Annotated in this window: 16 protein-coding genes and 1 pseudogene; 3 read left to right on the top strand and 14 right to left on the bottom strand. The window is 46.7% G+C overall.

The genetic code is table 11. The annotated features are described in order from the left end of the window. Positions 1–17: 17 nt before the first annotated feature. The 7 genes from hemW to AACU59_RS10020 all read right to left on the bottom strand — a co-directional run bounded on the left by hemW (position 18) and on the right by AACU59_RS10020 (position 4,760). A complete protein-coding gene (hemW, locus tag AACU59_RS10050) occupies positions 18–1,175 on the bottom strand; it encodes a radical SAM family heme chaperone HemW (RefSeq protein WP_094145145.1) in 1,158 nt (385 codons plus the stop codon). Further along, the gene (locus tag AACU59_RS10045) at positions 1,175–1,774 is read right to left on the bottom strand and encodes an XTP/dITP diphosphatase (RefSeq protein ID WP_017042394.1); all 600 of its coding nucleotides are present in this window, start codon (positions 1,772–1,774) and stop codon (positions 1,175–1,177) included. Before AACU59_RS10045 ends, hemW begins: the two co-directional genes overlap by 1 nt. A gap of 12 nt (positions 1,775–1,786) precedes the next feature. After that, complete coding sequence (locus AACU59_RS10040) at positions 1,787–2,218, bottom strand: DUF4426 domain-containing protein (protein WP_013857823.1); 432 nt, start codon at positions 2,216–2,218, stop codon at positions 1,787–1,789. Between the two features lie 42 nt (positions 2,219–2,260). Next, positions 2,261–2,551: a DUF167 family protein YggU gene (gene yggU, locus AACU59_RS10035; RefSeq protein WP_094145144.1), complete on the bottom strand. Its 291-nt coding sequence runs from the start codon at positions 2,549–2,551 to the stop codon at positions 2,261–2,263. Next, complete coding sequence (locus AACU59_RS10030; RefSeq protein WP_094145143.1) at positions 2,551–3,108, bottom strand: YggT family protein; 558 nt, start codon at positions 3,106–3,108, stop codon at positions 2,551–2,553. The genes yggU and AACU59_RS10030 overlap by 1 nt, the downstream gene beginning before the upstream one ends. A 70-nt stretch (positions 3,109–3,178) precedes the next feature. After that, positions 3,179–3,997 (bottom strand): pyrroline-5-carboxylate reductase, encoded by an 819-nt coding sequence (proC, locus tag AACU59_RS10025; protein WP_026028958.1) that lies wholly within the window; start codon positions 3,995–3,997, stop codon positions 3,179–3,181. A 61-nt stretch (positions 3,998–4,058) separates the two neighbouring features. Continuing rightward, entirely contained in the window at positions 4,059–4,760 is a 702-nt protein-coding gene (locus AACU59_RS10020; protein WP_017048292.1) for a YggS family pyridoxal phosphate-dependent enzyme, read from the bottom strand. Positions 4,761–4,785: 25 nt separating this feature from the next. Between AACU59_RS10020 and AACU59_RS10015 the strand changes: the two genes are divergently transcribed. Beyond that, positions 4,786–5,823 carry a type IV pilus twitching motility protein PilT gene (locus tag AACU59_RS10015; protein WP_013857819.1) on the top strand — a complete coding sequence of 346 codons (1,038 nt, stop codon included), beginning with the start codon at positions 4,786–4,788 and terminating at the stop codon, positions 5,821–5,823. Between the two features lie 10 nt (positions 5,824–5,833). After that, a complete protein-coding gene (locus AACU59_RS10010; protein ID WP_017045509.1) occupies positions 5,834–6,940 on the top strand; it encodes a PilT/PilU family type 4a pilus ATPase in 1,107 nt (368 codons plus the stop codon). A gap of 83 nt (positions 6,941–7,023) precedes the next feature. Here AACU59_RS10010 and ruvX read toward each other — a convergent pair whose 3' ends face one another. From ruvX to metK, 7 genes are all read right to left on the bottom strand, one after another. Next, entirely contained in the window at positions 7,024–7,452 is a 429-nt protein-coding gene (gene ruvX / locus AACU59_RS10005; protein ID WP_013857817.1) for a Holliday junction resolvase RuvX, read from the bottom strand. Between the two features lie 82 nt (positions 7,453–7,534). Continuing rightward, the gene (locus AACU59_RS10000; RefSeq protein ID WP_094145142.1) at positions 7,535–8,098 is read right to left on the bottom strand and encodes a YqgE/AlgH family protein; all 564 of its coding nucleotides are present in this window, start codon (positions 8,096–8,098) and stop codon (positions 7,535–7,537) included. 46 nt (positions 8,099–8,144) lie between these two features. Then, positions 8,145–9,098, bottom strand: coding sequence for a glutathione synthase (gene gshB / locus AACU59_RS09995; RefSeq protein WP_040122940.1), 954 nt, complete (start codon positions 9,096–9,098; stop codon positions 8,145–8,147). 13 nt (positions 9,099–9,111) lie between these two features. Then, entirely contained in the window at positions 9,112–9,843 is a 732-nt protein-coding gene (gene rsmE / locus AACU59_RS09990; RefSeq protein ID WP_013857814.1) for a 16S rRNA (uracil(1498)-N(3))-methyltransferase, read from the bottom strand. A 108-nt stretch (positions 9,844–9,951) separates the two neighbouring features. Beyond that, complete coding sequence (gene endA / locus AACU59_RS09985) at positions 9,952–10,656, bottom strand: deoxyribonuclease I (protein ID WP_010320652.1); 705 nt, start codon at positions 10,654–10,656, stop codon at positions 9,952–9,954. 134 nt (positions 10,657–10,790) lie between these two features. Then, on the bottom strand, positions 10,791–11,291 hold the full coding sequence (locus AACU59_RS09980) for a SprT family zinc-dependent metalloprotease (RefSeq protein WP_013857812.1): 501 nt from the start codon (positions 11,289–11,291) through the stop codon (positions 10,791–10,793). Between the two features lie 67 nt (positions 11,292–11,358). Beyond that, the gene (gene metK, locus AACU59_RS09975; protein WP_161437741.1) at positions 11,359–12,513 is read right to left on the bottom strand and encodes a methionine adenosyltransferase; all 1,155 of its coding nucleotides are present in this window, start codon (positions 12,511–12,513) and stop codon (positions 11,359–11,361) included. Between the two features lie 329 nt (positions 12,514–12,842). On the opposite strand from metK, the pseudogene AACU59_RS09970 reads away from it, so the two are divergent. Next, a pseudogene (locus AACU59_RS09970) lies at positions 12,843–13,549 on the top strand (transketolase family protein); the annotation flags it as partial.

Raw genomic sequence — 13,549 nt, 5'->3', positions numbered from 1 at the left:
TCTCTGGGTTTATCTTTTTAGTCGTCAGCCATAAAGGCTTCGAGCAAGTCATTAAGAAACAGTTTTCCTTTTTCTGTGATTTGCCAGTGACTTTCGGTTTGCGTTAAATAGTGTTCGGCTAGTGCCCAATCTATCGTTGACTGAATCACGCTTAAACTTAATCCAGTTGTTTCAACAAAGTCTTGTTTCGGACAAGGTTCCATCAAGCGAAAGCGGTTCATGAAGAATTCAAAAGGGCGATCCGCAGCGGCGACTTCAAATTCGTCATCCAAGTAAGGTTTGAGTAAATTGAGATAGCCACGCGGATGCTTCACCTTAGTGGTGCGTACAATACGCCCGTCGTTAAAGCTGAGCTTGCCATGCGCGCCACAACCAATCCCCAGATAATCACCAAAGCGCCAGTAATTTAAGTTGTGTTGGCATTGATAGCCGGGTTTGCTATAGCCAGAAATTTCATACTGCACGTACCCAGCGGCGGCCAATTTTTGGTGACCCAGCTCAAAAATATCCCACAGTGCGTCATCATCTGGCAAAATAGGCGGTTTAAAGTAGAAAACCGTATTAGGTTCAATGGTCAGTTGATACCAAGAAAGATGAGGTGGGTTTAGTGCAATCGCTTTGTCTAAATCGGCCAGCGCTTGTTCACAATTTTGATCGGGTAAGCCATGCATCAAATCTAAGTTGAAGCTGTTTAAGCCAATTTGATGAGCTAATTGAGCGGCATTAACCGCCTCTTGCTGACCATGAATTCGCCCTAAACGTGCCAGTTTTTGTGGCTCAAAACTTTGTACACCAATCGAGATGCGCGTCACCCCTGCTTGTCGATATCCAACAAAACGGTCAGCTTCTACCGTGCCCGGGTTGGCCTCCATGGTGATTTCAATCCCAGGCTTAAACGCAATACGCGCTTCAATGCCTTGCAGCAGGCGAGCAATACCTTCAGCAGAAAAAAGACTCGGTGTACCACCGCCAATAAAAATGGAATGCAATGGGCGAGGATGGTCTGCAAGGCGGTATTTGGCGATATCGGTATCGAGATCCTCCAATAGAGCATCAATGTATTCACGTTCAGGAATATCGTGCTTTAGCGCGTGAGAGTTAAAATCACAATAGGGGCATTTTTGTACACACCACGGGATGTGCACGTACAAACTCAGCGCGGGTGGTTGCAACATTATGAATTTTGCTCGCTTAAGGTTTTAAATAGCATTTTTAGCGCTTTGCCACGATGTGAAAGCTGCTTTTTACGTGCAGGTAGCAGTTCAGCTGAAGCGCAGTTATCTTCAGGGACAAAGAAGATCGGATCATAACCAAAACCGTTACTGCCGTGAGCTTGGTGCAAGATGCGACCTTGCCACGTACCATGGCAGACCAATGGTGTTGGGTCATTTTCGTGACGCATGAAAACCAGCACGCAATGAAAACGAGCGGTGCGTTGTTCGTCTGGTACACCTTCCATCGCCGCTAATAATTTTTCTAGGTTTTGTTGGTCACTGGCATTTTCACCAGCGTAGCGCGCCGAGTAAATTCCCGGAGCACCTTGCAGATAATCCACTTCTAAGCCGGAGTCATCGGCAATCGCAGGTAAGCCAGTGATTTTGGCAGCATGCCGTGCTTTGATGATCGCATTTTCAATAAAGGTGGTGCCAGTCTCTTCGGCTTCTGGGACGTTTAATTCTGTTTGCGCCACTACATCAAAACCGAAATCAACCAGCAGATCAGCCATTTCGCGCACTTTGCCTTGGTTTCCTGTGGCTAATACTATTTTTTTCATTGCACTATTTCTCTATTCTTCGACGTAGAATTTTTGGGTGAATTTAAGCTTACCGGTGCCTTTTAAGCCCGCATCAACCTCAATGTCAAAACTCAAATTCTCTTCATTGGTAATGGGGAATTCAGCGAGGTAATAAATCGCGTTGCCCTCTTTGAATTGTTTAAATTCAAGTTCACGTACCTGACCGATTAGGTTTTTCGCATTGCCTTTGAGTGTCGCTTCCATAGCTGGTTTACCTAAGGCCGAGTTATCTAATACGCTGATGTTTAAAATAGCCGAGTAACCATTACGTTTTAACTGATAACTGCGCGCCACTTGTGGCGTTAAAAATGTTGAGTTGAAAGCTGAGTAGTGAACTTCAACATTCTTGATGGTTTGAAACTGCTCGGCGAGTGTGGGTAGCGAAATAAAGGCTATAACAAACGCTATCATCCATTTACGCATGTGGTGCTCCTTACAAAACAGAGTGGGCTAAATAAAAAGCCATCACAAGATGGCTTCAATCGGCTCTGGTATCACTTGAGGTGAATGAATTCGGACTTGTTTATGACGTCCCAATTCCCCTTTTTCTATCTCGATTAAACCTTTGGCGACTTTAAATTGTTTGGCCAAGAATTTGGTTAAATGCGCGTTGGCTTTGCCATCAACAGGCGGTGCGGTGATGGCAATTTTGAGTTCCTCACCATGCAAGCCGACGATACTATCGCGGCTTACTTTGGGTTGGATGTAGAGCTTGAGGATTAGATCCTCTCCCTCTTGCCAAACAGCAGATGACATTACAACTGATACCATACTGGGCCAATAAAATCGCCCATTAGGAAGTTAGCAAACTGCAGCACAATAAACAGCACCAATACACTTAAATCAAAACCACCCATCGCTGGTAGGATACGGCGGATCGGCGCAAGCATCGGCTCGGTTAATTGATGAAATACGTATTCAATCGGGCTGCGGCCTTGGCTAACCCAACTAAGAATAGCGCGGATCAACAGCACCCAGAACAGTAAACCGCCAGCGGCTTTGACTAACGAGAGTAAGCCTAAGAATAAAAAGTAGACGCTAAAACTAACTGCACCACCTGATGCCACCAGCATTAAGGCAATAAATTTCAATACGCACAGCACGTACGCAAAGAGAACCGTGGCCAAATCTAGGCTACCAATGGATGGAATCGCTCGGCGCAGTGGGCCAACCACAGGTTGTGTTGCTTTGACGATAAACTGGGAGAATGGGTTATAGAAATCGGCACGCGCTGTTTGTAACCAGATACGTAAAATTACGACCATGATGTACAGATCAAACAGGGTGGAGATCAAAAAACTCATTGAATTCATAGCTAGCCCTTAATATGAGTAGAGTGTCGTTTGCGCTTTTGCGCTATAGCTTAGTGAAACGCCACTAGGATTAAAACAGTTTTTCCATTTCTTGTGCACGAGTTACGGCCGCTTGCATCGCTTGTGCAACGATATTGGCAAGTTGATGCTCGTTAAAGGTGCGAATCGCCTCGGCGGTGGTGCCGCCTTTGGAGGTCACTTGTTCACGCAATGTCGAGAGTTCAATCTCAGGGTTTGCCACCACCATTTCGGCTGCGCCTAACGCCGCTTGTTGTACTAACAAACGGGCCGTTTCTTTATCAAAGCCTTGAGCGATGGCTTCATTTTGCATCGCTTCCATAAACAAAAAGAAGTAGGCAGGCGCACTGCCTGCAGCGGCGATGATGCCATTAATGGCGGACTCGTTTTCAACCCAGCACACTTCACCAACGGCTTGTAGCAATTGTGCGGTAAAGCGTTTGTCTTGCTCTGATACGCTTGGAGCGGCAAATAGACCGCTCATGCCTCGATTGATCAGCGAAGGTGTATTGGGCATGGCGCGTACTAGTTGTAGTTCGGTTGCCAGCATCTCATTAAGGCGCGCCGCAGAAACACCTGCTGCAATGGAGATCACCAACTTATTTCTAAAATCAATGGATTGCAAAGGTTGACAGACACTGGCCATCAACTGCGGTTTGACCGCCAGTACCACCACATCGGCTTGCTGCGCTGCGGCAAGATTATCGCTGGTGGTGTGAATGCCATAAGCACTTTCCAGTGGTTTGCGTCTTGTTTCTGACGGTGCGGTCGCGGTAATTCTATCAGCTGGATAACCGCTGGCGACTAAGCCTGCAATAATTGCTTTGGCCATATTGCCTGCACCGATAAAAGTGATGTTTCTCTGCTGCATCTGCTGACCTCTAATTGCTTGTCGCTGATTGATTATTATGTGGTTGATAGATAAGCCAGTGCTAAGCGTAATCACGCGCACCAAAAATAGCGGTGCCGATCCTCACCATAGTGCTACCAGCTTCAATCGCCGCTTGCATGTCGCCACTCATGCCCATTGAGAGCGTATCTAACCCTGAAAAACGTTCAGACAATTGCGCTTGTAAGCTCGCCAGTTTTTGAAATGCGGCAAGTTGCGCAGCGTAATCGGGGACATTCTCAGGAATAGACATCAGTCCTCTTAACGTGAGGTTGGGTAGCGCGGATATCAACTCTGCCAACTCAACTATTTCGTGTTCACCAATGCCCGATTTCGAGCTTTCGCCGCTGGTGTTGACTTGAATCAAGACCTGTAGTGGTGGCATGCCTGCTGGACGTTGATCATTTAAACGCTGGGCAATTTTACTTCGATCCACCGTATGCACCCAAGCAAAGTTCTCGGCTACAATGCGCGATTTATTGGACTGAATTGGGCCGATAAAGTGCCATTCTAAATCCAGTTCGGGGTGCAAGGTATTGAAGTATTGAACTTTATCCGCGCCCTCTTGCACATAGTTTTCACCAAATAAACGTTGCCCAGCGCGCGCTGCTTCTAGAATCGCCTCGACAGGTTTGGTCTTACTGACCGCTAAAAGTTGCACTCTCTCTCGAGCGCGTCCACACTTTTGTTGTGCACTTTCAATTTGTGAAGTGATCTGTTCAATGTTTTGTTGAATACTACTCATAGCCTGACTTTACTAAGGAAATTAAATGGATATCGCTGAGCTACTGGATTTTAGTGTAAAGCACAACGCTTCGGATCTACACCTATCTGCAGGTGTTCCACCTATGGTACGGATAGATGGTGAAGTAAGAAAGCTCGGAGTGCCTGCTTTTACTCATGCTGACGTGCATCGTTTGATTTTTGAGATCATGAACGATGCTCAGCGTAGTGAATTTGAAGAGAAACTGGAAGTGGATTTCTCATTTGAGCTGCCTAATGTAGGGCGTTTTCGTGTCAATGCTTTCCATCAATCTCGTGGCTGCTCTGCGGTTTTCCGGACGATTCCTACGGTGATCCCAACCTTGGAAGAACTACAAGCACCTGACATTTTTAATAAAATCGCCAATTATGAGAAAGGATTGGTGCTGGTGACTGGGCCAACAGGGTCGGGTAAGTCGACCACATTGGCAGCAATGGTTGATTACATTAATTCTCATCACAACAAACACATTTTAACCATTGAAGACCCAATTGAGTTTGTGCATAGCAACAATAAATGTTTGGTTAACCAACGTGAAGTGCACCGAGATACCCACAGTTTTAAAGCGGCGCTACGCTCGGCGCTGCGCGAAGATCCGGATGTAATCTTGGTCGGTGAGCTGCGCGATCAAGAAACCATCAGCTTAGCGTTAACCGCGGCTGAAACCGGGCATTTAGTGTTTGGCACGTTACATACCAGCTCTGCGGCGAAAACTATCGACCGGATCATTGATGTGTTTCCCGGTAGTGATAAAGAGATGGTTCGTTCAATGCTCTCTGAATCATTGCGAGCCGTGATTGCGCAAAAGTTGCTAAAACGTTTAGGTGGGGGCCGCGTCGCATGTCATGAAATTATGCTTGCCACTCCAGCGATTCGTAACTTGATCCGCGAGGATAAGGTTGCGCAGATGTACTCCATCATCCAAACGGGTGCGGCACATGGCATGCAAACCATGGAACAGAATTCCAAACAGTTGATTGCGCAAGGTATTGTCGATCAAGAAGAAGTGCAGAAAAAACTGGAAGTCAATTCATCACCATTTTAAGAGAGAGCTCATGGAACTGAACCAATGTCTTGAGGGTATGTTGACTCAAAAAGCTTCCGACTTGTACCTCACCGTAGGAGCGCCAGTGTTATTTCGCGTCGATGGAGAGTTAAGAGCTCATGGCGAAAAGTTATCCCAAACGCAGGTGATGGCGTTGTTAGATGCCATGATGGATGAGGATCGCCGCCGTGAATTTCAACGCACACGTGAAGCCAATTTTGCAGTGGTGAGAGAGATTGGCCGCTTTCGTGTCAGTGCTTTTTTCCAACGCGAGCTGCCCGGTGCGGTGATCCGCCGCATTGAAACTCATATCCCCACTTTTGAAGAATTAAAGTTACCGGGTGTGTTGCAAGATCTCTCGATTGCAAAGCGTGGGCTGGTGCTGGTGGTAGGCGCGACGGGGTCGGGCAAATCGACCACCATGGCGGCCATGACGGGTTATCGTAACTCGCACCGAACAGGGCATATTTTAACGGTGGAAGATCCGATTGAGTTTGTGCATGAGCATCAGCGTTGCATTGTGACCCAGCGAGAAGTGGGGTTGGATACCGAGAGTTACGAAGTGGCGCTGAAAAACTCGCTGCGCCAAGCCCCTGATATGATTTTAATTGGTGAGATCCGTTCACGTGAAACGATGGAATATGCGATGACCTTTGCCGAGACAGGTCATTTATGTATGGCAACGTTACATGCTAACAATGCCAACCAAGCGCTTGAGCGAATTTTGCATTTGGTTCCTAAAGAGCAAAAAGAGCAGTTTTTGTTTGATCTGTCGATGAACCTCAAAGGCGTCGTGGGGCAGCAGTTGATCCGCGATAAAAATGGCAAGGGACGACATGGTGTGTTTGAGATTTTACTCAATAGTCCTCGAATTTCCGATTTGATCCGCCGCGGTGATCTGCACGAATTGAAAGCGACGATGGGCAAATCAAAAGAAGTGGGGATGCAGACTTTTGACCAAGCACTATATCAACTGGTCGTTGATGACAAAATCAGTGAACAAGATGCACTGCACAGCGCTGACTCGGCTAACGATTTGCGTTTAATGTTAAAAACAAAGCGTGGCGAAGGGATCAGCAGTGGTACATTGGATAATGTGCAGATTGATATGGAATAGTCGCAGTTTAAGATGAACAATCCCGAACTCGATTCGGGATTGTGCTGCACCGCTGTATTAAAGTTAAGTTGCGCGAGGTTAAGTTACGCGCCCCATTGCGCTTCAAACCAGCTCTCTAAGATCACTACGGCTGATTGGCAATCGACATTGCCTTTGCTCAGCGCCTTATAGCCACCCATAGCAAACAAGTCGGCGCGGGCTTCCCGGGTTGAAAGCCGTTCGTCATGCATTTCGACGGCTAAGCCAAAGCGCCCGTGTAAACGCTGCGCAAATTTTTTGGCTCGTGGGGTAATGGTTTCTAATGCTTTGCCGTGCAAATCTGTTGGTAGCCCTACCACTAATAAATGGGGTTGCCACTCTTTGATCTGCTTTTCGATCTCTTGCCAATGTGGAATTCCGTCATTGGCTTTAAAGGCTTTAAGTGGCGATGCGGTGCCTGTAACTTCTTGGCCAATCGCACTGCCGATGCTTTTGGTGCCAAAGTCAAAAGCCATAATGGTTCTGGATGTCATAATCAGTATCTTGCATGGTGTAACGAAGGCTCTAAAAAGGCGCGTAGCCTAGTTAGAGCCGTAAAGGTTAGAGCCGTAAAAGTTAAGCATGCCCAGCTTGCGCTGAGAGTTGGATGGGATCAATACCGAATTTTTTAATCGCCTGATTCCACTTATCGTGAATGGGCGTATTAAAGATAACCTCTGGATCGGCCTCAATGGTTAACCAAGAATTTTCAGCCAGCTCTAACTCAAGCTGACCGGGCTCCCAGCCTGAATAACCCAGAGCCACAAGATAGTGACTTGGTTCGGCATCCGTGCCCAGTACCGCTAAAATATCTTTCGATGTGGTGACGGCAATGTCATCGCTCATACGGATGCTGGATTCATAATGATCTTTCGGTCGATGTAGAATAAACCCACGATCTTCAGAAACAGGACCGCCATTCAATACGGGCCTTTTTAGGCTATCAAGTTGAAGCTTCGGATAGCTTGGCTCAACATCGACTTGGTTTAACATGCCGCCCACGGTGATATCAATCGGCACATTAATCATCAAGCCCATCGCCCCTTCTTCATTGTGCTCACAGATGTAAATAACACTGTGCTTGAAGTAAGGGTCTCTCATACTTGGCATGGCGACTAAAAAATGATTTGTAAGATTCATACTGCCTCCAACCTATCGCAAATTACTGGGCAAGAGTTTGCCCAGTTCAGCATGACTTGTTGATTCGACGCTCAATCGCGTCCATCAACTTACCGGTAATTGAGATATCAAAGGCGGCCTCTATTTCACGAATACACGTAGGGCTCGTCACGTTGATCTCAGTGAGCTTGTCGCCAATAACGTCAAGTCCGACAAAGATTAAGCCTTTTTCTTTCAATGTTGGAGCAATAGTTTGAGCAATTTTTTTATCGGTTTCGCTTAGCGGGCGCGCTTCACCACGGCCACCAGCTGCCAAATTGCCACGGGTTTCACCTTGCGCCGGAATTCGCGCTAGGCAGTAAGGCATTGGTTCACCATCGACCACTAAAATACGTTTATCACCGTTGCTGATGTCAGGTACAAAAGTTTGCGCCATACAGTAGTTTTGGCCGTGGTTAGTTAATGTTTCGATAATGACAGATACGTTTGGATCACCCTCTTTAACGCGGAAGATAGATGCCCCGCCCATACCGTCTAACGGTTTTAAAATCACATCACCATGTTGCGCGCGGAAGGCTTTAATTTTTTCCGCTTTACGCGTCACTATGGTGGTTGGCGTTAGTTCAGGGAACCATGCCGTAAACAGTTTCTCATTGCAGTCACGTAAGCTTTGCGGCTTATTGACGATTAATGTTCCTGCTTCTTCTGCTCGTTCTAGAATGTAGGTTGCGTAGATATATTCAGTGTCAAACGGCGGATCTTTACGCATCAACACTGCATCGAGATCAGCCAGTGGAATAGTTTGCTCAGATAAAAACTCATACCAACCGTTCGGATCTTCTTTTAATGTCACTACTTTGGTATCGGCAAAAGCGACACCTTGATCTAAGTGTAGATCATTCATCTCCATATAGTGGATTTCATAACCACGACGCTGCGCTTCTAGCAACATGGCAAAGCTGGAATCTTTTTTGATGTTAATGGACGAGATAGGGTCCATGACGATACCAAGTTTAATCATTGTTTTTCTCCGGTTAGCCAAGATCGCCAAAGCGAACTTGAAGAGCAGTAATAGCCGTTAAGGCCGCAGTTTCAGTACGCAGTACGCGTGGGCCTAGCAAGGTTTCTTCAAAATGGTACTGTTCAGTCATGCTAATTTCTGATTCTGATAAGCCCCCTTCAGGGCCAATCAACAAACGGACTTTATTGATGGGTTGAGGCAGGGTATTAATCGAATACTTCGCACGTGGATGTAAGTTGAGCTTGAGCGCATCACTGGGTTCGGCACACCACTCTTCCAACTGCATAATTGGGCGGATCAGCGGCACTATATTGCGGCCGCACTGCTCACAAGCGCTGATTGCAATTTTTTGCCACTGTTCAAGTTTTTTCTCAAAACGTTTGGCATCTAATTTCACGCCGCAACGTTCAGAAATCAAAGGCGTGATGGTATTGACGCCAAGTTCGACCGATTTTTGAATGGTGAACTCCATTTTGTCTCCACGCGAGATCACCTGCCCAAGGTGTAAATTAAGAGGCGATTCACAGCTGCTTTCGACTCTTTTCAACACATTGACCAGCACATTTTTTTTGCTGACCTCGGTAATTTCCGCTGGGAATTCCGCGCCACTGCCATCAAAAAGCAGTACTTCTTGGCCCGCTTGCATGCGTAACACCCGGCCAATATGCCCAGCCGCATCATCATTGAGAGCAATAATGCTTGAGGGTTGAAGAGGAGTCGGATGATAAATTCTAGGGATACGCATGGATAGTTCCTACCTGACGTTTAATAGCCATTAACATGGATGCTTTACACTGAAAAAACAAGGGGCAAGGGCGAGTTTCAATCACGAAAATGGCCCACAAAAAGTACCTTATGAACGGCACTGTTGCTGCACAAATGGGTTGTGGTTGCCTTGAACTTTGGCAATTCGCTGATCGCGTTTGCATTCCCACTCATCGGCTGGGTATTGGCGATTCCAAGCTTGCATTAGTTGTGTTTGGGACTTGGATAACTGAAAGCCATAGTTTTGGCTCATGTACAGATAGGTACGAGCAATTGAGCCACGTGCTCTATCGGGTGGCATGACTTTGCGTTGTTTAAAATCGACCTGCATTTCACAACGGCCATAGCTTTCACCTTCTACGCCATTCCACTGACTGAAATTGTAGTTTGAACGATCGCCGTTGACTTCGCCAATCGCCGGCGTCAGGTTGTGAAGGTCAGCTTCCATCGAACGAAAAATAGTATCATTTTTGGTGCAATTTTTACGCCCACCTTGTTGCCAGCACTGACGCTGGTGGCCAAATTGCCAAGCAGGGACGACGTGTTCCCATTCAATACGGCTGGCGCGAGTTTGTTGTTTGCGAACTTGGTAACCACAAGCTTGTAAGTCGGGCGTGCCTTTCTTACCTTGCCATGCAATGTCACAACCGCAGTAAAAGCTCACTGGATGATCATGATAGATTTTCAATGCTTCTTTTTTAGCTTGAGAAAAGGAAGCGGGAGGCGCAGCTAGGGCACAAAACGAGAACAGAGCTAAGCTGCTATTCACAAGCAATAAGCGAAAATAGGACATCGTTTAGACTGATATAAGTATGGTTTTTATTAGTCTAACACTCAGATTAAAGAATAATAAATGATGTTTTTGTTGTTAATTGCAGATGAGTGTAACCACTGCTGTGGATTCAAGTAGCAGCAACCAAAGTTTATTTAGGAAAGCTGCACGCCAGTAAAATGGAGCGTTTGTGCACAGTGTTGACAGCGGTAGGTGGCTTGATTGCGCATCACTTTATTGTGACGACGGACAGTGAGCGGATAATGCGCACAGGCGCAGTGATATTCAAAGGTTTTGCCTTGCACAGAAGAGACTTCAAAGCGATGAGTGGTATTGGCTGGTAAATGAAACACTTGATTCATCACGGCCTGCCACTCTTTACCGTGTGGACGAACACGACCATAGCGCTGGTAGGTAATTAGGTGGGCGATTTCATGTGGGATCACTTCATCGAGAAAAGCGCGTTGATTTTCAGCAAACAGCACTGGATTCAGTCTGATTTCCCAACGTTGTAAATAAGCCTTACCTGCCGCCTTTCCCCGCAACTGATAGTTGATATTTGGCATAGGGAAGTCGTGTTGAAAATAGTGACGAGCGGTTGTGATGCACTGTTTTGCTTTTACTTGCGCGCGGTAATGTAGCTCAAAATTAGGCACAGATTCATTCCTAGAAAAAAGCCCTTGCGAATGAGCAAGGGCTTACAAATTTAAACTAGGTTGAAAATTACTTCAAGCCAGCAAAGTCACGCAGGATGGCGGCTTTGTCAGTCGCTTCCCAAGGAAACTCTTCACGGCCGAAGTGACCGTAAGCGGCGGTTTTCTTGTAGATCGGTTGCAGCAAATTGAGCATTTCTTGTAGGCCGTATGGGCGTAGGTCGAAGTGCTGGCGTACCGCTTCAATGATGATCTCTTGTGATACTTTCTCAGTACCAAAGGTTTCGACCATGATTGAGGTTGGATCTGCGATACCAATGGCGTATGACAACTGAATTTCACAACGGTTAGCAAGGCCAGCCGCCACTATGTTTTTCGCTACATAACGCGCCGCGTAGGCTGCACTACGGTCTACTTTTGATGGATCTTTACCAGAGAATGCACCACCACCGTGACGCGCTGCGCCGCCGTAGGTATCAACAATGATCTTACGACCAGTTAAACCACAGTCACCCATTGGGCCGCCAATCACAAAACGACCGGTTGGGTTGATGAAGAATTTGGTCTCTTTGCTAAGCCACTCGGCTGGCAACACAGGCTTAATGATCTCTTCCATGACGCCTTCGCGTAGGTCAGCTGTCGAGATAGAGTCGCAATGTTGCGTTGAAAGAACGACTGCATCAATTCCGACAATTTTACCTTGGTCATATTGGAAGGTAACTTGAGATTTTGCATCAGGACGTAGCCAAGAAAGCGTGCCATTTTTACGCACTTCTGCTTGTTTTTGCATCAAGCGGTGAGCGTAGGTGATCGGTGCTGGCATCAGGATTTCAGTTTCGTTGGTCGCGTAACCGAACATAATACCTTGGTCACCGGCGCCTTGTTCTTTAGGATCGGCCTTATCAACACCTTGGTTGATATCAGGTGACTGTTTACCAATGGTATTCAAAACGGCGCAAGAATTGGCATCGAAACCCATCTCTGAGTTGACGTAACCAATTTCACGAACGGTTTGGCGAGTAAGCTCTTCAATGTCCACCCATGCAGAGGTAGTGATTTCACCACCAACCATGACCATGCCGGTTTTCACGTAAGTTTCACAAGCAACGCGCGCTTTGATGTCTTGTTCTAGAATCGCATCCAAAACTGCATCAGAAATTTGGTCTGCAATTTTATCTGGATGGCCTTCTGAAACGGATTCAGAAGTAAACAGGTGCTTAACCATGAGAGCTCCACTTTTAATCGTTGGACTATGGCAAGCTTCGCTCACCATCGTTATTCATTAGTTTATGTAGGTGTTTCTACATCTAGACGTCTATTCTAGTTTTGAATGGTCGAATTACAAGTTATTTTTACGCCTGTCTGTAAACCAAACGTTTGCTTAAATTTAGATGAAAAATTGGAGTTTGGTTTTTTATCCTAAAAATAAGCGCTAAAGAGCACTATTTCTCCAGTAAAACGTTTGCAGTGAGAAAAGTGCTTTGAGAGAATAGCCGCGCTATTTTCAGCCCATTTCCGTTAATTTGAATTCGCTTAATGCACTCAGGAGCAGACATGTCTTCCCGTAACCTTGTTTCTAATAAAGAACTCGCCAATGCCATCCGTGCTCTTAGTATGGACGGTGTTCAACAAGCTAACTCTGGTCACCCTGGTGCACCGATGGGTATGGCGGATATCGCTGAAGTTCTTTGGCGTGGCCACTTAAACCATAACCCACAAAACCCACAATGGGCTGACCGCGACCGTTTTGTGCTGTCAAACGGCCACGGCTCAATGCTGATTTACTCTTTATTGCACCTGAGCGGTTACGCGCTGTCGATTGATGATTTGAAAAACTTCCGTCAATTACACTCAAAAACACCGGGTCACCCAGAATACGGTTACGCGCCGGGCATTGAAACCACCACGGGCCCACTAGGCCAAGGTATTACCAATGCGGTCGGCATGGCGATGGCTGAAAAAGCACTGGCGGCGCAGTTCAACAAACCGGGTCACGACATCGTTGACCACTTCACTTATGTATTCATGGGTGATGGCTGTTTGATGGAAGGCATCTCGCACGAGGCGTGTTCTCTGGCGGGCACACTGGGCCTTGGCAAACTGATTGCGTTTTGGGATGACAACGGCATCTCTATCGATGGTCATGTGGAAGGCTGGTTCTCTGATGACACGCCAAAACGTTTTGAAGCGTACGGCTGGCATGTTATTGCTGCGGTTGATGGCCATAACGCTGAAGCGATTAATGCCGCGATTGAGGCTGC

This window comes from Vibrio sp. V23_P3S9T160, from assembly GCF_963886625.1.
Taxonomy (GTDB): domain Bacteria; phylum Pseudomonadota; class Gammaproteobacteria; order Enterobacterales; family Vibrionaceae; genus Vibrio; species Vibrio anguillarum.
This window is presented reverse-complemented; position numbering and strand designations above follow the sequence as displayed.